Origin of the sequence: Ulvibacterium sp. (genome assembly GCF_965228935.1) — a bacterium.
In the GTDB taxonomy this organism is placed as follows: domain Bacteria; phylum Bacteroidota; class Bacteroidia; order Flavobacteriales; family Flavobacteriaceae; genus Ulvibacterium.
On the sequence record NZ_OZ245846.1, the window covers coordinates 2,748,543 to 2,772,660 of the forward strand.

The 24,118-nt window shown below is 41.2% G+C and carries 27 protein-coding genes; 12 read left to right on the plus strand and 15 right to left on the minus strand.

Features of this window, described 5'->3' with window-relative positions:
* Positions 1–35: 35 nt before the first annotated feature.
* Genes idi through ACO06Y_RS11595 form a run of 5 tightly spaced genes read left to right on the plus strand, consistent with a single transcriptional unit; the run spans position 36 to position 2,715 of the window.
* Positions 36–563, plus strand: a complete 528-nt coding sequence (idi, locus tag ACO06Y_RS11575) for an isopentenyl-diphosphate Delta-isomerase (RefSeq protein ID WP_422083983.1) — start codon at positions 36–38, stop codon at positions 561–563.
* Between the two features lie 2 nt (positions 564–565).
* Complete coding sequence (locus tag ACO06Y_RS11580; RefSeq protein WP_422083984.1) at positions 566–973, plus strand: 6-pyruvoyl trahydropterin synthase family protein; 408 nt, start codon at positions 566–568, stop codon at positions 971–973.
* Between the two features lie 2 nt (positions 974–975).
* Complete coding sequence (locus ACO06Y_RS11585; protein WP_422083985.1) at positions 976–1,437, plus strand: peroxiredoxin; 462 nt, start codon at positions 976–978, stop codon at positions 1,435–1,437.
* The gene (locus ACO06Y_RS11590; RefSeq protein ID WP_422083986.1) at positions 1,434–2,402 is read left to right on the plus strand and encodes a type I phosphomannose isomerase catalytic subunit; all 969 of its coding nucleotides are present in this window, start codon (positions 1,434–1,436) and stop codon (positions 2,400–2,402) included. The genes ACO06Y_RS11585 and ACO06Y_RS11590 overlap by 4 nt, the downstream gene beginning before the upstream one ends.
* Before the next feature lie 40 nt (positions 2,403–2,442).
* Entirely contained in the window at positions 2,443–2,715 is a 273-nt protein-coding gene (locus ACO06Y_RS11595) for a hypothetical protein (protein ID WP_422083987.1), read from the plus strand.
* A gap of 8 nt (positions 2,716–2,723) precedes the next feature.
* On the opposite strand, the gene ACO06Y_RS11600 is transcribed toward ACO06Y_RS11595, so the two are convergent.
* The 7 genes from ACO06Y_RS11600 to ACO06Y_RS11630 form a co-directional block, all read right to left on the minus strand.
* Entirely contained in the window at positions 2,724–3,434 is a 711-nt protein-coding gene (locus ACO06Y_RS11600) for a DUF4369 domain-containing protein (protein WP_422083988.1), read from the minus strand.
* A 44-nt stretch (positions 3,435–3,478) separates the two neighbouring features.
* Positions 3,479–4,741, minus strand: coding sequence for a DUF819 domain-containing protein (locus ACO06Y_RS11605; RefSeq protein ID WP_422083989.1), 1,263 nt, complete (start codon positions 4,739–4,741; stop codon positions 3,479–3,481).
* A gap of 144 nt (positions 4,742–4,885) precedes the next feature.
* Positions 4,886–7,084: a DUF5916 domain-containing protein gene (locus ACO06Y_RS11610; RefSeq protein ID WP_422083990.1), complete on the minus strand. Its 2,199-nt coding sequence runs from the start codon at positions 7,082–7,084 to the stop codon at positions 4,886–4,888.
* A 63-nt stretch (positions 7,085–7,147) separates the two neighbouring features.
* Entirely contained in the window at positions 7,148–7,318 is a 171-nt protein-coding gene (locus tag ACO06Y_RS11615) for an Arc family DNA-binding protein (RefSeq protein WP_422083991.1), read from the minus strand.
* Positions 7,315–7,818: a hypothetical protein gene (locus ACO06Y_RS11620; protein ID WP_422083992.1), complete on the minus strand. Its 504-nt coding sequence runs from the start codon at positions 7,816–7,818 to the stop codon at positions 7,315–7,317. The genes ACO06Y_RS11615 and ACO06Y_RS11620 overlap by 4 nt, the downstream gene beginning before the upstream one ends.
* Positions 7,819–7,820: 2 nt before the next feature.
* A complete protein-coding gene (locus tag ACO06Y_RS11625; RefSeq protein ID WP_422083993.1) occupies positions 7,821–8,681 on the minus strand; it encodes an SPFH domain-containing protein in 861 nt (286 codons plus the stop codon).
* Positions 8,682–8,779: 98 nt separating this feature from the next.
* Positions 8,780–11,032, minus strand: a complete 2,253-nt coding sequence (locus ACO06Y_RS11630; RefSeq protein WP_422083994.1) for a transglycosylase domain-containing protein — start codon at positions 11,030–11,032, stop codon at positions 8,780–8,782.
* 110 nt (positions 11,033–11,142) lie between these two features.
* Between ACO06Y_RS11630 and ACO06Y_RS11635 the strand changes: the two genes are divergently transcribed.
* Positions 11,143–11,913, plus strand: a complete 771-nt coding sequence (locus tag ACO06Y_RS11635) for a S1/P1 nuclease (RefSeq protein ID WP_422083995.1) — start codon at positions 11,143–11,145, stop codon at positions 11,911–11,913.
* Positions 11,914–11,959: 46 nt separating this feature from the next.
* Here ACO06Y_RS11635 and ACO06Y_RS11640 read toward each other — a convergent pair whose 3' ends face one another.
* The 3 genes from ACO06Y_RS11640 to ACO06Y_RS11650 form a co-directional block, all read right to left on the minus strand.
* Positions 11,960–12,238, minus strand: a complete 279-nt coding sequence (locus ACO06Y_RS11640) for a TIGR03643 family protein (protein ID WP_422083996.1) — start codon at positions 12,236–12,238, stop codon at positions 11,960–11,962.
* A gap of 220 nt (positions 12,239–12,458) precedes the next feature.
* A complete protein-coding gene (locus ACO06Y_RS11645; protein WP_422083997.1) occupies positions 12,459–13,058 on the minus strand; it encodes an alpha-ketoglutarate-dependent dioxygenase AlkB family protein in 600 nt (199 codons plus the stop codon).
* Positions 13,058–13,930 carry an AraC family transcriptional regulator gene (locus ACO06Y_RS11650; RefSeq protein ID WP_422084171.1) on the minus strand — a complete coding sequence of 291 codons (873 nt, stop codon included), beginning with the start codon at positions 13,928–13,930 and terminating at the stop codon, positions 13,058–13,060. Before ACO06Y_RS11650 ends, ACO06Y_RS11645 begins: the two co-directional genes overlap by 1 nt.
* Before the next feature lie 215 nt (positions 13,931–14,145).
* On the opposite strand from ACO06Y_RS11650, the gene ACO06Y_RS11655 reads away from it, so the two are divergent.
* A complete protein-coding gene (locus ACO06Y_RS11655) occupies positions 14,146–14,730 on the plus strand; it encodes a hypothetical protein (RefSeq protein WP_422083998.1) in 585 nt (194 codons plus the stop codon).
* 62 nt (positions 14,731–14,792) lie between these two features.
* Here ACO06Y_RS11655 and ACO06Y_RS11660 read toward each other — a convergent pair whose 3' ends face one another.
* From ACO06Y_RS11660 to ACO06Y_RS11670, 3 genes are all read right to left on the minus strand, one after another.
* A complete protein-coding gene (locus ACO06Y_RS11660; RefSeq protein ID WP_422083999.1) occupies positions 14,793–15,158 on the minus strand; it encodes a hypothetical protein in 366 nt (121 codons plus the stop codon).
* Positions 15,158–15,790, minus strand: a complete 633-nt coding sequence (locus ACO06Y_RS11665; RefSeq protein WP_422084000.1) for an MOSC domain-containing protein — start codon at positions 15,788–15,790, stop codon at positions 15,158–15,160. The genes ACO06Y_RS11660 and ACO06Y_RS11665 overlap by 1 nt, the downstream gene beginning before the upstream one ends.
* Positions 15,791–15,860: 70 nt before the next feature.
* On the minus strand, positions 15,861–16,214 hold the full coding sequence (locus ACO06Y_RS11670; RefSeq protein ID WP_422084001.1) for a DUF6249 domain-containing protein: 354 nt from the start codon (positions 16,212–16,214) through the stop codon (positions 15,861–15,863).
* 158 nt (positions 16,215–16,372) lie between these two features.
* Here ACO06Y_RS11670 and ACO06Y_RS11675 point away from each other — a divergent pair, with 158 nt between their 5' ends.
* The 3 genes from ACO06Y_RS11675 to ACO06Y_RS11685 all read left to right on the plus strand — a co-directional run bounded on the left by ACO06Y_RS11675 (position 16,373) and on the right by ACO06Y_RS11685 (position 18,361).
* Positions 16,373–16,936, plus strand: coding sequence for an RNA polymerase sigma factor (locus tag ACO06Y_RS11675; RefSeq protein WP_422084002.1), 564 nt, complete (start codon positions 16,373–16,375; stop codon positions 16,934–16,936).
* A gap of 7 nt (positions 16,937–16,943) precedes the next feature.
* Complete coding sequence (locus ACO06Y_RS11680) at positions 16,944–17,363, plus strand: hypothetical protein (RefSeq protein WP_422084003.1); 420 nt, start codon at positions 16,944–16,946, stop codon at positions 17,361–17,363.
* A gap of 134 nt (positions 17,364–17,497) precedes the next feature.
* Positions 17,498–18,361, plus strand: coding sequence for a sugar phosphate isomerase/epimerase family protein (locus ACO06Y_RS11685; RefSeq protein WP_422084004.1), 864 nt, complete (start codon positions 17,498–17,500; stop codon positions 18,359–18,361).
* Positions 18,362–18,497: 136 nt separating this feature from the next.
* Here the strand turns inward: ACO06Y_RS11685 and ACO06Y_RS11690 are convergent, their stop codons facing one another.
* Together ACO06Y_RS11690 and htpG are read right to left on the minus strand one after the other, a co-directional pair.
* Positions 18,498–19,676, minus strand: coding sequence for an aldose epimerase family protein (locus ACO06Y_RS11690; protein WP_422084005.1), 1,179 nt, complete (start codon positions 19,674–19,676; stop codon positions 18,498–18,500).
* A gap of 133 nt (positions 19,677–19,809) precedes the next feature.
* Positions 19,810–21,696, minus strand: coding sequence for a molecular chaperone HtpG (gene htpG / locus ACO06Y_RS11695; RefSeq protein ID WP_422084006.1), 1,887 nt, complete (start codon positions 21,694–21,696; stop codon positions 19,810–19,812).
* 357 nt (positions 21,697–22,053) lie between these two features.
* On the opposite strand from htpG, the gene ACO06Y_RS11700 reads away from it, so the two are divergent.
* On the plus strand, positions 22,054–22,713 hold the full coding sequence (locus ACO06Y_RS11700) for a TetR family transcriptional regulator C-terminal domain-containing protein (RefSeq protein WP_422084007.1): 660 nt from the start codon (positions 22,054–22,056) through the stop codon (positions 22,711–22,713).
* Between the two features lie 28 nt (positions 22,714–22,741).
* A complete protein-coding gene (locus ACO06Y_RS11705; protein ID WP_422084008.1) occupies positions 22,742–24,052 on the plus strand; it encodes an ABC1 kinase family protein in 1,311 nt (436 codons plus the stop codon).
* Positions 24,053–24,118 lie beyond the last annotated feature (66 nt).

Genomic DNA, 24,118 nt, shown 5'->3' on the forward strand with positions numbered 1-24,118 from the left:
ACCTTAAAGTTGGGCAAAGGTCTTATTTTTACGATATGAAGGAAGAAGAGGTAATTCTAGTGAACGACCAAGATGAGCAGATTGGAACCATGCCCAAGATGGAAGCCCATAAAAAAGCCAAACTTCACAGGGCTTTTTCTATTTTCATCATGAACGATGAGGGTGAGACCATGCTCCAACAACGTGCTGCCAACAAGTATCATTCACCTTTATTATGGACCAATACTTGTTGTAGCCATCAGCGTGTGGGGGAAACCAATATTCAGGCCGGTAAACGTAGACTATTTGAAGAAATGGGTTTTGAAACGGAACTGAAGGAACTTTTTTCGTTCAAGTACAGGGCCCCATTTGATAATGGGCTTACGGAGCACGAATTGGATCATGTAATGATGGGTAATTATAATGATGTTCCCAATATCAACACGGAGGAAGTAGCGGATTGGAAATGGATGAGACCGGAATTAATAAAGAAGGATATGACGGATAACCCCGACAGTTATACGGTTTGGTTCAAGATTATTTTCGAGAGGTTTTATGAATATATCATCCGTGAAAATTCATAGTTATGCAGGTGAAAGTCAGTAGAAGGGCCCATTTTAATGCAGCACACAGACTATATCGCCAAGATTGGACCGATGAAAAGAACAATGCGGTATTCGGAAAATGCAATAATCCCGAGTACCATGGACATAACTACGAATTAATAGTAAGCGTTACCGGGGAAATAGATCCGGATACCGGTTTTGTAATGGACATGAAGGTCTTAAAGGAGCTGATACAGAAAAAGGTAGAAGATGCCCTGGACCATAAAAACCTAAATACCCAGGTACCGGAGTTTAAGGATTTAAATCCAACGGCAGAAAACATCGCTGTGGTTATTTGGAATAGGCTTAGACCCCATATTGATAATCATAAAACACTGGAAGTTGTCCTGTACGAGACTCCAAGAAATTTTGTAACCTATTCCGGTTGATCATGGGGCTAAAAGTTGGAGATCCTGTTCCGGACTTTTCATTATTGGACCAAGAGGGAAAGACCTTCCATGTTAAAGACGTTTTAGGTAAGAAAGCATTGGTCATTTATTTTTATCCCAAGGACAATACCCCAGGATGTATTGCAGAGGCCTGTTCCTTCAGGGACAGTTATGAGGAGTTTACACATTTGGGGGCAGAGGTTATCGGCATAAGTTCGGATTCCGAAAAAATGCACCGTAAATTTGCGTCCAAGTATCGATTGCCATTTGTACTATTGGCGGATACTGATAAAAAGGTAAAACGACTTTTTAAAGTGGAAGACCACCTTTTTGGCATACTTCCGGGAAGGGAAACCTATGTGGTGAACAAAGAAGGAAAAATTATCCTGGTTTTTAATAGTGTCAATGCATCACAGCATATGCGAAAGGCCCTAAAAACCCTAAAAGCAGAAAATAACAAATGAAATTCTATCCCTTAAAATTTGAACCGATACTAAAAGAGAGACTGTGGGGCGGTACCCGATTGAAACAAGTATTGGGAAAGTCCATTCCAAATGATATCACCGGAGAGAGCTGGGAACTGTCCGGGGTTTCCGGCGATGTTTCCAAAGTTGCCCAAGGTGAATTGACCGGCACCTCCTTGCAACAATTACTGGACGAACACCCTGTGGAGTTACTGGGACAAAGCGTTTTTGAACGTTTCGGCACCGAGTTTCCCATTCTTATAAAGTTCATTGATGCCCAACAAGACCTTTCCATACAACTGCATCCCAATGATGACTTGGCAAAAAAGCGCCATAACTCATTTGGAAAGACCGAAATGTGGTATGTTATGGATGCGGAAAGGGATGCGAGTCTCATTGTAGGGTTTAATCGCGATGTTACCAAGGAAGAATACACGGATAGCCTTAAAAACAATACACTTTTGGAGTTGTTGAACTATGAAAAGGTTTCGGAAGGAGATACCTTTTTTATCAATACCGGAAAGATACATGCCATAGGTGCCGGAGTGTTATTGGCCGAAATCCAACAAACCTCGGATATTACGTATCGCGTATTCGATTTTAATCGGAAGGACAAAAATGGAAATCTACGGGAGCTGCATACAGATTTAGCCTTGGATGCTATAGATTATGAAAAAAAGGAGGACTTTAAAGTAACTTATCCAACAGAAAGAGATACTGTAAATCCCATGGTGGATTGCCCTTATTTTAAGACCCATTATATCCACCTCTCCAAAGATCTGGATCAGGACTTGTCCTTAAGGGATTCCTTTACCATATACATGTGCGTGGATGGCTCGGTAGATGTTGCCAATGAATACGGTTCTACTTTGATTAAAAAGGGGGAGACGATCCTGATTGCGGCCAGTTCCAATAAGGTTTCCCTTAGAACAAATGGAGCAAAACTTTTGGAGGTTACCATTTGACCAAATTCAAAAACCCTATTTTTGCAAAAAATAATCTGAAATGGCAAGTATACGAGACTTAAAAAAGAATATTAACGATGTGTTGGGAGACATTATAGATGCCGTATATATCGTGGAGGCCACAAACGGCAATAAAGTATCAAAAGAGGGTGAAAAAATCATTGACGATGCCATAGTTACCTTTGATGATTTAATCTCCAAGGTAAATCAGAAAAAGGTGGAAAACAGGAAGGCCCATCTTAAAAAAGTCCGTGATGATTTGGAAAAAAAAGCCACGGCCCTTGTTGAAAAAGTCAATGCCCTTGGTGAATAGATAAGTTGCTATTCCTCTTTTTTCAAATTTTCCAAATAATCCTTTAGAGCGACCCCATATTTTGCATTGGCCACTTCCGTAGCCAAGGAGTTGTAAATGGAATCCAAATACTTAATGTTGGCATCCGATACCTCGGTAAGCGCAATGTAGGGGGCGATATGCGAGTTTTTATTATTCAATGCGAAATTGAGCGCAAAGGCATAACCTCTTTGTATGTTTTTATCGCTCAGTCTTTGAATGGAGTCCATTTGAAGTGAATCCAAAGGGTTTTCGGTGTCGGCCGCCAATTGCATAAATTCAAGATTTTTTGAATTGAACCGGGACATTACTTTGCGGTATTCTTCCAATTTTTTTTGGGTCTCGGAACCTTCGACCTTGGCGTTAACGTCAAAAGTGTTCCATGAAGTGGTGATGTTGATTTGTCCGGGTTCTCCGAAAAAAGTAATTCGGTCGTTAATGTCGTTATTGTCCTTTTTATTCAGGTATAGATAAAAAATCTCAGGGCTTTCGATATCGGTCTTAAAACTGAAACTTCCATCGCCATCGACCACAAGGGAATCTAGGGTCACCAATGTCGAATCCGGAATATGTTGCAAGTAAAGCGTTCCTTTTTTGAGGCCCTTTACATTTCCCGTGACGATCATGGTGTTTTCATTACCATCACCTCCACAGGAGATTAATAGCAGAGCTATTGCAAAAAGAAATGTTAGATTTTTCATATCTGTTTTTTAACGGGGCAAATATCACCAAACTTTACCGAATTTTAAACCGTAGCGGCAATTTCCATAAGAAGTCCACAAATATAGGCCCCGGCAGTACCTACCACATAACCCAATACGGCCAAAAGAATACCGACCGAGGTCAATGAAGGATGAAATTCCGCCGCTACCACCGGAGCTGAGGCAGCCCCCCCGACATTGGCTTGACTACCAACGGCCAAAAAGAAATAAGGCGCTTTAATTAGTTTCGCCACTAGTATCAATAGCCCTGCGTGTATGGATATCCAAATGAGCCCAACCGCTATCAAACCGGGGTTTTCCAAAAATCGGCTCAGATCCATTTTCATTCCTATCGTGGCGACCAAAATATAGATAAACATGCCTCCAATCTTACTTGCCCCGGCACCTTCAAAGTTTTTTGCCTTAGTGAAGGACAACCCGATTCCTACCATAGTCGAAAAGACGACCATCCATAGGAATTTGGATCCTAAAGAAGAAAGTGCCTTTTCCTTATTTCGGATGACTTCAAAAGTATTTTCTAAAAACTCGGCAAAATGATTCCCAAAGTAGTGTGCCAGGCCAACGGCGGTAAAGGCCAAACATAACATAATGATATAATCATATAGCGAAGTAATCCGGGTTATTTTTTCTGTATGCGCGGAAACTTTTGCTTTTAACGTTTCAATAGATGAGTTATCTGCCTTTAGCCACTTGTCTATGCGGTCGGATTTACCTATCCCCAAAAGAACAATGGCCATCCAAATATTGGCTACCACAATATCGATCAAAACCATGTCTCCGAATTTCTTGGGATTATACTGAAATACCTCCAACATGGCCGCTTGGTTGGCACCGCCTCCGATCCAACTTCCGGCGATAGTGGTCAATCCTCTCCATACCGCATCAAAATCACTGCCTCCTACCGTATCCGGAGAAAATACGGATACGATGAGAATGGCTATGGGACCTCCAATGATAATGCCTATGGTTCCGGTAAGGAACATGATCAAGGCCTTAGATCCTAGATTCATTATCGCCTTTAAATCGATACTTAGGGTCATAAGTACCAGGGCGGCCGGTAATAGATAGCGACTGGCGATGTAATACAGATTGGAACTTTCCTCCGAAATAATTCCCAAGCTGGTTAAAACTGCAGGGAGCATATAACACATCAACAAGGTTGGAATCACCGTGTAGAACTTTTTCCAAAATCCTTTTTTTAGGGAAGAGGTATAAAAAACAAAGCCTAAACATAGACATAATAGTCCAAACGTAACGGTATCTTCGGTCAAGGGGAGTTGGTTCATTTAAAGGCCTTTTAGGACAGCATTGCCAAATATAATTAAATCAAGTTCAAATACAAGAGCATGCCCAGGTTGAGGTGCCCTAGGCTTAAATTTCCTCAACCATTCTTTTGCGAACGGCCATTGACCTATGCTTCTTCATCTCCGCTAGATGTTGAGCCAATAGGTGAATTTTAAATTGATAGACCGAAACCTTGGGGAGAACCGGTCTACAAAATAATTGTCGTTATATACCAAGAATAAATCCGATAGGGGGGCAAACCGCCACTGCAGTCTTGAGTTGATACCCAGATTGTCCCTTTGGTTGCTGTATTGGAATATGGTAGACCAGAAAACGGACTTGTTGAAGGTAACGTTCACCGTGGGGCTCACCAACCATAAATCCGCACTTGGAAAGGGATTGGGAAGGGTTATTTTATCATAGTTGATATTTAAGCCCAGTCGTACCTTGGGTTGCAATCTTAAGGTGGCCTCACCTTCAATAGAAAAACGGTCTCCATTAAAGAAACGGCCTATGGCGGCCTCTCCCTCAAATGCCAGCACATTGGCCTGGTTGGATTCATACCCTAAAAAAACGGAGTTGAAATGATAACCTTGATTTTCCGGAAGAGGTGTGGCATCTTCGGTACCCGTAGGATCAAAGCTGTCCGCTAAAAAGATGAATTGATTTGAAAATCCTATGCCAAATTCCGAAAAATTCCGCGTTTCAAAATTCCAACTTGCCTGTAGCTCATGGTCGGTTTTCATATAGTCCAATCCAGGTCTCCAGGTGACAATTGGGAAAAACTCTATGGCATGACTGTTTATTGGGCCTTTCTTCGGCCAAAACACTTTTTCAAAGGAAGTGGCCCACTTTATAATGTCTTTTCTGGGCACAAAACCCAAATCCGATTCAAAATCCTCATCGATAAAAACAAAATCGGTAAAAATGTTGAAATACCTGGAATTTCGGCTTAAAAAGACACCCACGGAATAATTATCCTCGGCATCTCCCGGTTGAAAGGATTTATGTGCATAGAATTTTCCCACCCAGGTATTGTCCTCGGAAGCTAAATTGTAATCTATACCCAAAACCCTATTGTACTCCTCTTCCGGTGTAACAAAATCGTAATCCTTGAACGTTTGCCTGTTTATAAAGAACAACCCAAAATTGGAGCGGGAAAAGACCTTTTTTTGCAGGGCGATCATCATATTATTGTTCGAGGCGATCTCGGTTTCCAGATTTTCGTCTGTTTGGATATTCAGGACGCCCAATCGCCAATCCTCGTTCAGTTTTCCACTTAGCCTAACACCACCGATTATGCGGTTCTGAACGGAATTTCCGGAACTATCGGTGGCTATACCTATTCTGCGGGAAAAGAACGGATTGGCATCCCTACTGCCCCCAAAACTTCCAAACAAATCGTTGTTATCCACAAAAAACTGCCTCCGCTCCGGCAATGATATTTCAAAACGTGTGAGATTGGTAAAGATATCGTCTACCTCTACATTGGAAAAGTCGGGATTCAAGGTAAGATCCAAATTTAAACCATTGCCGATGGCCACCTTGGCATCCCCTCCAACTTTTAGGTTGGCCTCGGATACATCTAAGTCATAATCTTTGTCCGCAATAGCATTGATGTATGGGATAATGGCCAAAGGTGTACGGGATTTGCCCAAAGGTTTCTCAAAAATCATATCGCCCATGAAGGCAAGGTTAAATATCAATTGATTTTGGGGTATCGGATACCATACACTGGTTTCGTTCTTCTGCATATCGAATCGATAACTTTGAAAACGCCATTTGGAAACCCCTTCCGGAAATTTAAAGGACGTAAGCGGAATGGCCATCTCGGCCGTATAGTAACCATCATATTGCTTTGCCTCTCCCTTCCATTTCACATCCCAAGAAGTAGTGAAGCCGCTAGTTCCCTGTCCTCCATTGGAAATCAAGGCTTCCCGCCTTACCCCATAGGGATTCATACCAAAAAGGAACGCATTGGTACCATCGTTGAACGTATCGAAAAGCAGGCTGATGTTGTCATTGCCACCGGCCCTATAATCGCGTTCCAAGGAAGGAATGACATAATCGTTACCCGGCGTAGTGACCTTTATCCCTACATAGAGCGTTGTGGCATCATAGAGCATTTTTATGTCCGTTTGGTACTCGGCAAGAATGGAGTCCGAGGGAAAATATTGCTGGAAATCCTTGGCACTTCCAGCTACTTTCCACGCTTCCTCATCAAGAATACCATCGATTTTGAACTCGGTATCGATGTATTTTACGATAAAGGATTTTTTGTCGTTTTGTCCGAAAAGAGACGATAAACACAGAAAAAAAACAAGGGCAAGAACTGGTCTTGGCATTGGTGATGGATTAGTCGGACACCAAATTTAAATGTTTATTACGTTAAAAAAATGCCAAACTTTTTAGGGCTGTTCCGTCCTTTTCTTGGGCTCACGTTTGGCTTCCCTTAAGCTTTTCATGAGCATCCATTCAATTTGCCCATTTGTGCTGCGAAACTCGTCGGCGGCCCATTTTTCAATGGCCTTTAGCATTTCCTCGTTCAACCGTAGGGCAAACGCTTTCTTTTTGCTCATTGTTCCTTTTTAAAATAACGGTCTATCACCTGTTGGGCCTCGGTTTTCCGTTGTGTGCCCACAAGCATTTTTCCTCCTTTTTTTAATTCAATTTGTATTCCTTGGTTTCCTTTTACATTGTAGGCCTTGTTCTTGCCAAAAGAGCCTCTTACTCCCCAACCTCCATATTCCCTTAGGGGACTATACTTTCTTACATAGCATTGTTCCATATCTTTCCATCCAATTGTTTTTTTTGATTTATGAAATGGTGAGAATTGATAATGTACGCCAATTTCGTCAATGGTTGATTCCAATCTTAGGAAATAAAATAATACTAGTATGGGTAGTATGGAGAAAATTAAAACGAGTTGTAACGTAGTGTCGGTCGGGGCAACATTTCCCGTAGGTTCCTTGATTATATACCACTGGTAAAAGGAGTATAAAAGAAATAGTACCAATCCAATTTGTATCAATTGCATCCACCACTGGTTGAACCGTTGAATTTCTGTGAATACCCGCATTATTAATGGTTTAAAGTTCCCGCATTAACGATTGGCGACGCGTCCTTATCGGAACAGAGCACTACCATCAGGTTACTGACCATAGCCGCTTTACGCTCCTCATCCAAATCCACGATATCATTTTTATTCAGTTCTTCCAAAGCCATCTCCACCATACTTACGGCACCTTCCACTATTTTGTGCCGTGCTGCTACAATTGCGGTAGCCTGCTGTCTTTTAAGCATGGCGTTCGCAATTTCCTGGGCGTAGGCCAAATAACCAATCCGCGCTTCCAATACTTCTATTCCGGCCATGGACAAGCGTTCTTGGATTTCTTGTTCCAAAGCATGACTTACTTCGTTGACACTGGATCTAAGGGTAATATCCTCATCAAGGCCTTCATCCGCAAAATTATCATAAGGATACATGCTGGCCAATTTTCGTACGGCGGCATCCGTTTGTACACGTACAAAATTTTGGTAATCATCAACGTCAAAGGCCGCCTTATAGGTATCCGTTACCCGCCAAACCAAAATAGTACTGATCATTACGGGATTCCCCAATTTGTCGTTCACTTTAAGACGTTCGCTATCAAAATTGCTGGCGCGTAAGGAAATCTTTCTCTTGGAGTACAAGGGATTGACCCAAAACAGACCGTTCTTTTTGATAGTACCGATGTATTTCCCGAAAAGCAACAAAACACGTGAGCTATTCGGATTAACAAGGACAAAGCCCGGTACCATTATAATTGCGGCAACAATAATTAAGATGGTCACAGGGCTTTTGGCAACAATCAACAAGGCAATGCCACCGAATAATAGGAGTACAAAGACGAACAGCATGGAATAGCCGTTCATTGGGGTCAAATTTTTCTCACTTGTCATGATTATATTTATTTTGATATTAAATTGATATTAAATTGATATTATAAATATACTAAAATAAATACTATTAGGGCAAATTTTTTTGAATTTTGGCTAAACTATGGCCTGGCGTTTCTACCCTTAAATCTTTTGGTTTTCTTCTTTTTCGGGCTTTTGAACAAGCGCTTAAAAAATCCATCGCGCTTTACAGGCCGACAATCCAGTTTTTTGATGACCATTTCGTTGGGGCTTTCGAATTTAGCTTTGGTAATGGCGTCAAAAGAAGGATCTTGGTTCAGTTTCTGAAACCAAAGCGCAAAAATAGGAAGGGCGGCATTGGCCCCCTGACCTAAAGAGGTACTTTTAAAGCCGATTTCATGATTGTCTAGACCCACCCAGGTAACATGTACCAATTTTGGTGTTAGGGCCACGAACCAGGCATCCTTATTGTTTTGTGTGGTTCCGGTCTTACCGGCTAAATGATTTCTCAAGTTGTAGGTGGATCGTATGCGGGATGCCGTTCCCTTATCTACCGTAGATTTCATCATTTGGAGCATAATTTGTCGATTTTCATCGGAAAAAGCCTGTTTTTCGGCAATTTTTGGCTCAAAAATGGTCAAAATGGAATCCCTTTGATTCGTTATGGTCTGTATGAGATAAGGCTCTACGGGTCTGCCGTCGTTTACATAGCTAGCATAGGCACCTGCCAGCTGGGCAAGTTGTATTTCCCCTGTACCCAATGCCAGGGAAGGCTCGTTGGGCAGCTTTGCGGTTATCCCCATTTTATTTGCCTGTCGAATGGTTTCCAGAATACCTGTCTTCTCCAATACTTTTACGGCTACGGTATTTACGGAGTTGCTCAAAGCCTCTTCCATGGAGTAGTTGAGGTATGTCTCGTCCTTTTTACCAGAATTGCTGGGAGACCATCCTTCAAGATTTTTATACGCCACTTCCTGAGCCGAAAAGTAAGTACAGGGCGCTATACCTTTCTCCAGTGCGGCCGTATACACAATAGGCTTAAAGGTAGAACCGACCTGCCGCTTGCTTTGAGAAATATGGTCGTACTTAAAATACTTATAATTGATTCCCCCGATCCATGTCTTTACCGCTCCGCTCTTGGGATCTATCGCCAAGGAACCCGTATTTAAAAACTTCATATAATGGGAAATGCTATCGACAACACTTGCATTCATCATTTTTTCGCCGTACCAATCCACCAATCTCATTTTCCTTTTTTGATTTAGGGAATCCATAATTCCCTTTTCCTTCCATCCGGATGCCCTAAGTTTTCGGTAAGTAGGGGTTTTGCGTACCAACTTCTCTATTAGTTTTTTGTCCTTTATCCATGGGGCATTCGAACCATAACTTTTTTCAAACTTCCTTTGTAACGATTTTAAATGCTTCGCCATAGTTTCCTCGGCCAAAATCTGCATTTTATAATCCAGGGTGGTATAGATTTTAAGTCCGGAAGTATAAATATTGTAGGTATTCCCTTTTTCTTTTTCGGCCCTACTCCATTTTTGCATCTGTTTACGAACTTCCTCCCTAAAATAGGGCGCGAGGCCTTCGTTATGGTCAAACTCCCTGTAATCCAACTTTAAGGGGATTTTTGCAATACTGTCCTTTTCTTCTTCTGTTAGAAAGTCATTATGGGCCATGGATTGTAAAACCAGATTTCGGCGGTTAAGGCCTTTTTCCGGAAATAATTGGGGATTATAGCTGTACGTTGCCTTAAGCATCCCCACAAGGGTCGCCGCTTCCTCTATCCTTAAGTCTATCGCTCTCTTGTTAAAGAACTTTAAGGAAGCGCTTTCAATACCAAAGGTGTTGCCCCCAAAGGAAACCGTGTTCAAATAGTGGGTAAGGATTTCTTGCTTGGAATAAATATCCTCCAATCGGGAGGCGATGATCATTTCCTTGACCTTATTTATAACGATGTTCGCAGATTTCCGCTCTTTTCTTGGAAAGAGGTTCTTGGCCAATTGCTGGGTCAAGGTGCTCCCGCCTCCGGCGGTTTGATCTTGCATAAGAATCGTTTTGATAGCTACCCGAAACAAACTGGGATAATCGATTCCCGAATGGCTGAAAAATCTTTCGTCCTCAATGGCGATCAAGGCGTCCAAAAGATATTGGGGCAGGCTTTCATAGGGAATGGGTTGCCTATCATACAGGTAATACTTACCGATCAAAACACTATCCGCCGTATATACCTCCGAAGCCTTTTGATATTGAAAATGGGAAAGTTCTTTTTTTGAGGGCAGTCTGCCCCAAGCCCCAAAATAAATGCTGAGGATAAAAACTGTCAAGGCAATTGTAAAGAAACTAACCGTTACAAGCCCATACCTTAGATAAGGCGATTTGATTCCTTTCAACAACAATAGAACCGATTTTGGGTTGCAATATCAAATTAAAAAAAAGAAACGGCATAGTTTTTAACACTACCTTACAATGGTTTCTCTATTTTTGGCCCAAAGTAAGATGTATGAAAAGACTTGTTCTGTTTTTTCTTTTAACCGTACAATTTTCATTTGCGGGCACACCATTTTGGTCCAAGACCGGGCATAGGACCATTGGCGAAATAGCCCAACAACATCTGAACAGGAAGGCCAAAAAGGCTGTTGCCCGATTATTGGACGGGAAGAGCTTGGCGGCGGTATCCAACTTTGCGGACGAAATTAAGGCGGACACCAATTATAGAAAGTTCAGTGCCTGGCACTACGTGAATTATCCCGAGGACAAAATGTACTCCGATGTTGAACCTAGCCCCTATGGCAATGTAATCGTGGGAATCGAAAAATGCATGGAGATCATCAAGAACAAAAACCGTCCGCACACGGATAGGGCTTTTTATCTAAAGATGTTGATTCACCTTGTAGGGGACCTTCATCAACCTATGCACGTTGGTCGTCTGGAAGACAGGGGTGGAAATGATATTCAGGTACAGTGGTTTAATAGGGATAGCAACTTACATAAGGTCTGGGATGCAAATATGATCGATGACTATGGCATGAGTTATACGGAATTGGCCGCATCCCTTCCAAAATTGAACAAAAAGCAGCAAAGATCGCTTCAAGCTGGGGATATTTATAATTGGGTAGAGGAATCTCAAGACTTGGCGAACGAACTATATAAATCCGTGGAAGTGGGGGAGAAGCTGTATTATCGCTATGGATATAAATGGTGGCCCACCGTAGAAAAACAATTGCAAAAGGGAGGGTTGCGATTGGCCAAAATATTGAACGATTTGTTTTAGATGAATTAGGATATGCTTTCCAAGGTCTTGGAAATAGCAAAATACCTTAGCGTTTTGAAATCTTATTTCCTGAAATAGGTTTTTGCCTGGATGATTTGAACCTTGCTACATTTTCCGACCTTAGTTTAGCGTGCTTGGTCTTTCTGCCTTGTACCCTTTTTCGCCACATCTTGAAACTACTGGATTTCATTTCCCTGCGCATTAGGTTCACTACTTCTTGTTCCGATATCCCAAATTGAATCTGTATGGCCTCAAATGGAGTACGATCTTCCCAGGCCATTTCTATGATCCTATCCAATTCCAGTTTTGAAAACACTTTTTTCACCGTACGGACAAAGTTAAATTTTGGGTGCTAAGGTAAACTTTTGGGACAGTTAGACCCAAAAAACCAGGTATTGGTCGATTCAATATACCTTGGCATAAGATTTGAAGTTATTGTATTTGAAATTGGGTGCGAGGAGATTGGCTAAATAACCCGAAAGCCAAAGGCAGTGCCTAACTTTGCAAAAGGGTCCTAAAAAATCGGTTTGGAGAAGACCGATTTTTTATTTTATGATTCTAAAGGTCAAATTGATACGCTCCCTAATGGGTCTTGTCGTCTTTGGAATTTGATGTAGCCAATGACTCTGTGTCCCACCACCCATGATAAGCAGACTGCCGTGTTCCAGCAATATTTTTTGTTTGAGTGTCTTATCCTTTTTATGCTTCAGGTGAAAAAAACGTTCCTGACCCAAGGTCAAGGAAGCGATTACTGGGTTGGTTCCCAACTCTTTCTCATCGTCTGCGTGCCAACCGTTACTATCCCTTCCATCCCTGTAAAGATTTAAAAGACAGGTGGTAAAGATTACATCCGTAAGTACTTCGATTTTTTGTTTTATTTCCAACAATTCCTCGGTAAAGGGCAATGGTTTCATCGTGATGTTGGAATAGGAATAAGTCCTGTCATTGGTACCATAAAGGGCCGTTAACCGAGGTTGGGGGTATTCCTTTCCAAATACCTTAATAACGTCCTGTTGCCAAGGTACTGTTCTTCTCAGGAGCCCAAAACAGGTGTCGGCCTCATTCTTTTCCAAAAAGTGCGGATGATAAACGATTTCACTGTCCGGTAAGTTCAATCTAATTTCTTCCTGAAAAAGCTGGGCCATTAATTCAAGACTTTTTTCAATTGATTTCTATATTCAGATGGATTTTGCCCAGTAAAAGCCTTGAATTGTTTATTAAAGTGCGAAAAATTGTTGAATCCGCTCTCAAAACAAACATCTGTAATGCTCATCGGCCTTTCCGCCAAAAGTTTTGAGGCGTGCACCAATCTATACTCGTTTACGAACTGTACAAAGGTTTTATTGGTGATTTTTTTAAAGTACCTACAGAACGAGGGTACTGTCATACTTACCAAATCCGCCATCTCGTCCAAGGAAATCTCCTCCTTGAAGTTGGCCTTAACATGATTAAAGACCTTATTTATACGGTCATTGTCCTTTACCTCGGTCTTCATGGAAAAACCTTCGGCATTGAGAACTTTAAAGTCCTGGGAAATAGCAAGTTCGTTTAAAATATTCAAAATGGAAAGTAGTCTTTGAAAATCGCCTTGGTACTCCAATATTTCCATTTTTTCCCCGATTTTCTTTTTGGTCTTTCCTGAAAACGCGATGCCTCCTTGAGCTATTTCAAAGAGACTTTGAATTTTTTTCATTTCCGGGATATTGAAAAAGTCGTTTCCCAAAAAGTCCGCTTTCATCTGTATTACGGTCTCACTTTCATTTCCGGTCAGTGCGTTGGTAAACCCGCAATGGGGCAAATTACTTCCAATAAGTATAAGGTCGCCATTACCGTAATAGGATACATGGCTACCTATCTGGCGCTTTCCCGTACCACCATTTACGTAGACCAACTCGATTTCCGGATGGTAATGCCAGGAATTGTTCTTATTGTTCCGTTGCGAATCAAATTTTTGATAAGTAAAAGAGTGCCCAAAATTGGGCTCTATAGCTTCAAAAGCGGGTTTAAGTGATGTCATTTCGTTCTTCATACCAAGATTAAAATTACGTCGGGTCCAATGAAGAAGACTATGCAAAATTACCCAAAATATATGCAATATTACCTATTAACAATAATTTAACCTATTCGTGGGTTAAAATAGCACAGAAATAGGAAAATCGAGAGGTAGTACGGACAGGGATATGGCGGTAAGTTTGTCCTGTAAATTATTTAGTAACCCTAAAACAAAATGTTATGAAGACGATTCTAAAATTTACAACAGTTATTGCCCTATTGCTTGTAACAGTTACAGCTGTGGCAAAAGAACCGAAACTTAGAGTAATCAACAAGGCGAATGATAAAGCCCTTGTTTTTGAATGGGATACCCAGGAAGAAGATACCTATATTCAAATAGTGGACGCGGCAGGAAACATTATCTATTACGAAAACGTATTGAATACCGAGGTGTATACCAAAAAGTTCGATTTAAAGAACTTGGAAGAGGGAAACTACCTTTTGGAAGCTGAAAATGCCTTGAAAAAAATCACCTATACCATAAATGTTGATGATAAGGTGGGCGTTGCAAAGCGAAAGGAAAGTGCTAAACCTGTATTCCGAAAAGTGGATGGCATGGTTTACCTTAATCTTTTGAACCTTGAAGGCAAGAAAGTCGAAATTAAGGTGTTGGATAGTGACAACCGAATGGTTTTTAAGGAAACTTTGGAAAATGAGACGCTTGTAGAAAAAGCATTCAATTTCAAAAATGCTTACGCGGGTAACTATACCGTAATCGTAAGGGATAACACTTCAGTTCATTACGAAGATATTGTTGTTAACTAATTAGTTTAAGTTGAGTTGATTTTTTGGCCCTGAAGGTTCTTGATCCTTCGGGGCCTTTTCATTTAAAAAGGCAAGTAGAGGTAAGCCCAGTACATCAATGCGAACTGCAAGGGAATACGCCAAATCAACATCCAACGGGGAAGGCCCATGGAAGCTCTTTTATTAAAGAGCATATGAAAATGGACGGGCAAAAAAAATGTGAGCATTCCAATAATGCCATAAATGGCCAAATCTTTGGTCGTGGTAAAACATAGTGCAATCCCAAGGATAATCTCCGCTAATCCGCTCAACGTAACCAAAATTTTATGTCCCGGTAGATACGCGGGTAAAATTTGCCGATACATTTTAGGTTTTATGAAGTGCATTAGGCCGGCTACCACGTAAACAGTGGCCATAAGGTAAAGATGCCAAGGATAGGATGCCCCCACTACAAATATTTTTTTAAGCGTTCCCTTTTACGTTCCGGTAAGGCAGTGTTTGCAATTGCCAGTTGTAAAATATCGGGATTTTTTTTTCGCTCAAAAAGAAAGTTGAAAAATTGTTTTACGGTTAGGGGGTTTTCCGAGGCTTTTTCCAATTGCAATGTATCCCCATTTTGTACTTGCCCTTCTTCCAGGATTCGGACATACATCCCTGAATAACCGTGATCTATAAACTGCCGCAATATGTCCTGATTGCCGAAACGGATTCCCAATTTATAGCAAGGTTCCCGAGATTGTGAAACCTGAACCAAGGCCGTACCAATCCGAAAGATGTCCCCTATACGGATTTGGGCCTCGTCCAATCCCTCTACGGTAAGATTTTCGCCAAACATTCCCCAATCCCATTTCAAATCGGGATATAGCCCTTTCCAATAGGGGTACTGATTCGTAGAAAAAAGGTAGCATGCCTTATGGACTCCGCCATGCACCTTACGATTGGAAATGGTATCCTTGGCAACGGATTCCTTTTCCAGGAACAAAGGTTCGGAAACCGGATATTTGTAAATGCCCGTTTGTTCCTTTCTGTTGTTCCAAATAATGGTAGTTGGCCGGCCAATATTGGTAGAAATAACATGCATTCCCTAAAAGTAAAAAACCACCGTGGTTCTACGATGGTTTTGGTCATGTTTTAACAAAATAATGGGCTTCCTAATCTTCCTTGTCCATTTTCTTGGTCAAAAAGAAGCCCACCAAAAGTCCTGTACCTGCCATAAGGAAAATAGATCCCGGCATAGCGATTTCCCAATCCACATTAAGATTAGTGGCCATAATGCCACCGATGACAATCCCGGCTCCGATACCCATTAATAAAAGAGCTATGTTCAGAATAAGTATTTTCCAGACCGCTGAGGGCCTTTCCCTTTTTCCCTTAACAAAGATACTGGCATCCGCCCCTTTTTCGATAAGGGCCAAACGTTCCTTATTACGAGTGGAATAGTGTAGGTAGGTAATCGCAAAGACTACCAAAAAAAAGCTAATAGGTATTAAAATTGCTGCTGCCATATGATTTGTTTTTAGTTTACCCGACCTTGGGTAGTTTGATTTATAAATACATTTGTTTGCCCATAGGACGGCCACAACTTTTTTAAGGTTACACAAAATGTAAAATTTTTTCAAAAAAGTGTAACCTCCTTCGTAACTTCAGTGTCCTATGGAGTGTCATGAGCCTTCAACAAGACCAATACTATATTGATAAAGTTATCAACGGGGATACCAATGCCTTTTCGGTTTTAGTGGATAGGTACAAATATATGGTCTATACATTGGCAGTGCGTATGGTGAAGAATAATGAAGAAGCCGAGGAGGTCGCCCAGGATACTTTCCTAAAAGTATATAAGTCCCTCCCCAGTTTCAAGGGAGATTCCAAGTTTTCTACATGGGTCTATAAGATAGCCTATAACCGTAGCTTGGATTATATAAAAAAATTGGGCAGAATTCCCGAAACGGCATTAATAGAGGAATATGCAGAACATAATAGGACGAGTCTGGCAAGTGCTATTGACCAATTTGAAATTGACGAACGGAAAGAAACGATTAAAAGAGCCATGCAGGAACTACCGGCCGATTATGCTACAATACTTACCTTGCACTATTTTGAAGAGCTTTCCCTAAAGGAGATTTCCAAAATAATGGACGCAAGTCCCGACACACTGAAGGTGAAGTTATTCAGGGCCAGAAAACGACTGGGCGGAATTTTAAAGGATAGATTGCAAGAGAAAATTTGAAGAAACCATGGAAAAGGACGAAAACAAAGAACTGGAAGCTTTTTATAAAAAGATAATCAAGGAATCCGGATTGGAAGAACCCCCCGCCAATTTTACGGCCTCGGTCATCTCCAAAATTCAAAAAGATGTTCAAAAGGCGGAAATATTTTCGTATCGTCCCTTAATTCCGCGTTATGTATGGTGGATTTCCGCAATTTTGTTGGCCATTTTCTTTGGCTATACCTTTCTCGAACACGAGAATTTAGGATTAATCGACCTGCCCAAATGGAACCTGGATTTTTTCAGTATGGAGAGATTCGTTGAAGTATTGAATAATTTTAGGCTTCCGGATGCATTGGTCTATGGATCCTTAAGTTTGGCCATTTTTATCTCGCTACAGGCCTATTTATTAAAAACACATTGGAATAAACGATTTATCATTGAATAATTGCTCTCGTTCTTTTAAATTATTCAATAAGTAGGTTCATGAGGCATTGACCATATGGAATTTATAGAATCCGTTAATTGGTAAATTCAATCCAGAACCGTACCTTGTTTGGACTAAAATGCGAAGATTTCAGAATGAAAAGAAGACAGTTTTTGACAAAAAGTGGTAAAGGAATGGTATCATTGGCCGCAATGTCACAAATCCCATATACTTCCTTTGCCATGGAAAGTACCGGGATGGTCAAACAACCTATCGGTTTTCAGTCCTATGTGCTTCGGGAGGACATAGGAAAGGATATTACCAAGACCTTAAGGGAAATGGTGGGGTTTGGCTATGAACATGTAGAAATGTGTTCCCCATCAGGTTATAAGGGACCTTTTGAACCGCTTGCAAAATATTCTGGAACGGAATTAAAAAAAATAATTTCGGATACCGGAATTCAATGTTACAGCAGTCATTTTACCTTTAGGGAAATGCGAACCAATCTGGAGGAACGCATAGATTTTGCCAACCAATTGGGCCTAAAGCATTTTGTCTGTTCCGGAGGGTTGGATGCCCCTACATTGGATGAGGTAAAACGAAAATGTGCGGAATTGAACGAAATGGGAAGAAAGATAAAGGCCGGTGGCCTAGTAGCGGGATACCACAATCATAATGTAGAGTTTGAGCACGAGTTCGATGGAAGACCGGAATACGATATCCTAATGGAGGAGTTGGATCCCGACCTTGTGAAAATGCAATTTCAGACCGCTGTTATTACTTTGGGGTATAAGGCGGCTACCTATTTTGAAAAGTATCCGGGAAGGTTTATATCGGCCCATCTTCAGGATTATTCACCTAAGGATACCACCAAGGAAGTTGTCCTGGGGAAGGGTATTACGGATTGGAAGGAATTTTTTAGGGCTTCAAAAAAGGGAGGACTGGAAGTAGTCTATGTAGAAATGGAATCCAACCCCGGAACGCTCGAAGGAAGTGTTGCCTATTTAAAGAATCTGTAAAGCCTAACCATTTACTTTTCAATACGATTGGCCATCAAGAAAGGAACCATAAGTTAAGCGAATATTCTTTTTTCATAGGGTTGTTGAATCGAGTACTTCTTCAGTCCCTCTTGGTAACTGATTTAAAGATGCTGTATTACTTCACGGAAAATCGAAATGAGGTCTCAGAAGTATACTTTTCCCCGGGATTTAGCACCACGGAAGGAAAATCCGGTTTGTTGGGAGAATCGGGATAGTGCTGCGTTTCCAGACAGAAACCGGTTCTTTGGGCATAAAAACCACCCCCTTTTTTAGGCAACGTACCATCCAAGAAATTGCTGGTGTAAAATTGAACTCCCGGCTCCGTGGAAAAGACTTCCATGACCCGTCCACTTTTAGGATGGTATACCTTTGCTATGGATCGCAAACCGGTATCTTGCCCGTTCAATACCCAGCAATGATCATACCCTATACCTATTTTCAATTGTTCGTGATCTTTTTCGATGTCTGCACCAATGATTTTGGGAGTTGTAAAATCGAAAGGCGTGCCTTTCACCGGGGCCAATTCCCCCAAAGGAATCAATTCGTTATCTACAGGAAGATAATGGTCTGCATTGAGCATCATCTCATGATCTAATATGGTCCTTGAAAAATCCCCTGAAAGATTAAAATACGAATGCTGGGTCAAGTTTACTATGGTCGTTTTGTCCGTGGTTGCCTCATAAAGCACCTTAAGGGTGTCATCATTGGTCAAGGTATAGGTGACCAACACATCAAGATTTCCGGGATAGCCCTCTTCCATGTCCTTACTGGCATAGGACAGTTTTAGGGCAACAAAATCCTCGCCCTTTTTCTGGGATGCCTTCCAAACTACTTTGTCGAACCCCTTTTCCCCACCATGTAGATGGTTTTCCCCATTATTTTTGGCCAAGGAATACTCTACATCGTTCAGGGTAAACTTGGCGTCCGCGATCCGGTTTCCATATCGGCCTACGAGGGCTCCAAAGAATGGATTTTTCTCCAAATAAAGTTCCAATGAATCGTAGCCTAGGACAACGTTTTCCAAATCCCCTTGTTTGTTGGGAACTTTTAGGGAAGTAATAATACCGCCATAGGTAATGATGTCCACGGTTACCCCATTGCTGTTCCTTAATGTATAAAGATCAACGCTTTCGCCTTCTGGCGTAGTACCATATTCACTTTTTTGTATGATCGGTGTGTCTTTCAATTCTTTGGAAATGGATGGCTCTTTCTTCTTTTCCGTTTTACAATTGAAATTTAAAAGGGCCAAACTCAATAGTAAAAAACAACAAAGGTATTTATTGCAGGAAAACATCTATGGCTAAATTAAATAGGTTGAACATAATTTAACGAAAGATAGCGTTTATCGGGCAATAAAAAACCGCCTGTTTCAACAATCACGTAAACAGGGCGGTTTTTGATATTTCTATAGTCCTAATTTCCTAGGGTTATTTTACCATCTCATAACTACGTTTTATAAAGTTGGTCAATTCCTCACCTTTAAGGAGTCCTTTTGAAAGTCTGGCCAAATCAACGGATTGGTTGATTAAGCGCTCCCTTTTCTTAGCCGTTTTGGTGTTCAGGATTTCACTTACGAGTTCGTGATTGGTGTTTACGATAAGGTTGTACATTTCCGGCATGTTGCCCATACCGAACATGCCACCTCCCCCGGTCTGTTGCATTTCCTTCATCCGCCGCATAAACTCGGGTTCCGTAATGATAAAGGGTGATGCATCGCTATCCATGGGTTCCAGTTGAACGGTATACTTTTTGTCCTCTAGCACCTCTTCCAAATTCGTCTTGAGTTTTTCCTTCTCCTCGTCGGATAACTTGGAAATTTGCGTATCCTCCTTTTTGATAAGATTGTCCAAATGATCGGCATCTACACGGGCAAAGGAAAGCTTCTCTTTGGAAGTCTCCAGTTTCTGCATAAGGTGGGAAATGATCGGCGAATCCAATAACAGCACTTCATAGCCCTTGGCTTTGGCCGCTTCAATATAACTATGTTGCTCCTCTCGGTTCGATGCATAGAGCAGTACCAGTTTTTCGTCCTTGTCCGTCTGGTTGGCCTTTACTTTTTCCTGAAGTTCCTCAAAAGTGTAATAGTTGTCATCCACTGTTGGATAAAGCGCAAATTTCTCGGCTTTTTCAAAGAATTTATCTTCGGACAACATGCCGTATTCGATAACGATTTTAATATCGTTCCATTTCTTCTCAAATTCCTCGCGGTCGTTTTTAAAGAGCGAGTTCAATTTATCGGCCACTTTTCGGGTGATGTAGGAGGATATTTTCTTAACGGCCCCATCTGCCTGTAGGTAAGACCGGGATACGTTCAATGGAATGTCCGGAGAGTCTATGACCCCTCTAAGCATGGTGAGGAACTCAGGAACGATTCCCTCCACATTATCTGTAACGAACACTTGGTTTTGATAGAGTTGTATACGATCCTTTTGAATATTCAGATCGTTGGTCAACTTTGGAAAATACAATATTCCCGTAAGGTTGAACGGATAATCCACATTTAAATGGATATGGAACAAAGGCTCCTCAAATTGCATGGGGTATAGTTCCCTATAAAACTCTTTATAATCCTTATCCTCCAAGTCTGTGGGCTGCTTGGTCCAAGCGGGATTGGGATTGTTCACAATATTATCTACCTCCTGGGTAGGGGCGGGATCGTCCTCCTTGGCATCCTCCGGCTTTGGTAAGGTTTCTGTGCGCGTCCCGAATTTTATCGGGATGGGCATAAACTTATTGTACTTGCGCAGCAGCTCGCTTATCCTGTTATCCTCAAGAAACTCGGTGGAATCCTCGGCAATATGCAGAATGATTTCCGTGCCTCTTTCTTCCCGTTTTCCTTCCTTTAAACTAAACTCCGGGGAACCGTCACAGGTCCAGTGCACAGCGGGTTCATCTTGGTAGCTTTTGGTAATGATCTCCACTTTGTCCGCCACCATAAAGGAAGAATAGAATCCCAATCCAAAGTGGCCTATGATGCCTGCGTCTTTTTCGGCATCCTTATATTTGCCCAAGAACTCCTCCGCACCGGAGAAGGCAACTTCATTAATATATTTTTTGACCTCTTCCTCGGTCATCCCAATACCCTGATCAGTAATATGAAGCTTTTTTCCTTCCTTGTCTACCTTTACCTCAATAATGGGGCTTCCGTATTCCACTTTGGCTTCGCCAATTGCGGCTAGGTGCCTTAGCTTTAATGTTGCATCCGTTGCATTGGAAATCAGCTCCCTAAGAAATATCTCGTGATCGCTGTACAAGAATTTTTTTATGAGCGGAAAGATGTTCTCTACTGAAACATTGATCTTACCTGTTGCCATTGTCATATATTTTTTTGCAGTTAATGGTAATCAGGCAGTCAAAAAAAATACCATACTACGACAGAGTGACAAACTGACATATTGAAGGCTTCGAGATTTTAACACAAACTTTAACATCTATTTTGTTTAATTTATTTTATAAATAATTAAACGTTTTTTATCTTTGTTTGTGATTAGGAAGAAAAATTGCTATGAGGATTTTAATTCTATAATCACGTTTGATTATTTATTGGTTAGGTTGTTTGAAAACGTGCGCTCTTTTGAGGGCACGTTTTTTTTCAGGGAAGAGATTTCGTATTCCATTAACACAAATTCAAATCCTGTAACAGTACCTTTATATATCATAAACACAAAACGATGGCAACGAAGACAAAGAGCAAGAAAAGATCGAAAGACGAAATTATAGCGTTGTATATGGATTATGTATTGGAACACGAATCGGTTCCAAAATCCATATATAAATTTTGTAAGACCAATGGTATCGAGGAAGGAGAGTTCTATACGTATTTCGGTTCCCTGGAAGGATTGCAAAAGGGCGTATGGGAACAGTTCTACGCAAAAACCGAAAACTTGATCCAAGAAAACAAGGAATACGGGCAATTTTCCAATCGGGAAAAAATGCTCACCTTTTTCTACTCCTTTTTTGAATTATTGACCTTAAATAGAAGTTATGTCCTTTTCGCCCTTAAGCAGGATAGTCGTCCGTTAAAGAATTTGGAGCAGCTAAAGGGGCTTAGAAGGCATATCAAGGAATTTGCAAAAGATCTTATTGAGGACGGTAACTCCGAAAAGTCCCTTAAGATTACAAAACATAATCCCCAACTGTTTTCCGAAGGTGCTTGGCTGCAATTTTTGTTTATTCTAAGGTTTTGGGTGAACGACGAGTCAGCAGGATTCGAAAAGACCGATATGGCCATCGAAAAATCCATCAACACCATTTTTGATGTATTTGATAATACGCCGCTGGAAAACATTGTGGATTTTGGAAAATTCCTCTATAAAGAGACCTTTGCGTAATATATTTTAATAAACAGATAGGCTGCTTTTGAAAACACTGGATAAAATACCCACGGGAAAAATAGAACGGGCAAGCAAACTGGTGAGGACCGGTGTAAAAATAGGAGGTAACTATGTAAAATATTACGGGAAAAAATTGGTGAATCCGGAACTTTCCAAGGATACCCTAAACGAGGATAATGCGGAGGACATCTATGACGGGCTAAAGAGCCTAAAAGGCAGTGCACTCAAAGTGGCCCAGATGTTGAGCATGGAAAAAAACTTACTTCCCAGGGCCTATGTGGAAAAATTCTCGCTTTCGCAGTTTTCAGTACCCCCACTTTCAGCACCATTGGTCCGCAGGACTTTTAAGAAGTACCTAAACAAATACCCCGAAGAGGTCTTCGATAGTTTTGAACGGGATTCGATCAACGCAGCAAGTATAGGGCAGGTACATAAGGCGACCAAGGATGGTAGGGAATTGGCCGTTAAGATACAATACCCGGGAGTGGCCGAAAGTATAAGCAGCGACTTGGCCTTGGTAAAACCAATTGCCATAAGAATGTTTAATCTTCAAGGAAAAGATTCGGACAAATACTTTAATGAGGTTGAACATAAATTAATCGAGGAAACCAATTATATTCTTGAAATACAACAGAGCAAGGAAATTACCGAGGCCTGTAAAGTTATTCCTAATTTGGAGTTTCCAGAGTATTATGAAGATTTGTCCAGCGAGCGTATCATCACTATGGATTGGATGCATGGCAAACATCTCAGCGAGTTCTCCAAAACTAGTTTTCCAAGGGAACTCGGCGACAAGTTGGGACAGACCTTATGGGATTTTTATATGTTTCAAATTCATGGGCTACGTAAGGTACATGCAGATCCCCATCCCGGAAACTTTTTGGTGAGCTCGGAGCAAACGTTGATCGCGATAGATTTTGGGTGTATCAAGGAGGTTCCCGATGAATTTTACACTCCTTATTTTGAATTGGCCAAAAAGGAAAACATCGAGAATGACACCATTTTTATGGAGAAATTATATGAGCTCGAAATTTTGACCCAAACCGATTCTCCTCAAGAACTTCAATTTTTCAAGGCCCTTTTCAAGGAAATGTTGACGCTTTTCACTTCCCCCTTCAATAAGGAACGTTTTAATTTTGGGGCTGATGATTTCTGGGTCAAGATAGCCGATTTAAGTGAACGCTACTCCAAGGATAGCCAAATACGAAAAATGAACGGCAATCGGGGGTCAAAACATTTCCTGTACATGAACCGTACTTTTTTTGGTCTTTACAATTTACTACATGATCTTAAGGCCACGGTGGATGTAAACCGTTTTAGGAAGTATCTTTCCTAAAGCATCGTTTCAAAAACCCTTCATCCTACAATTTTAATTATATTGGATCTGTTATTTTGCCGCTTT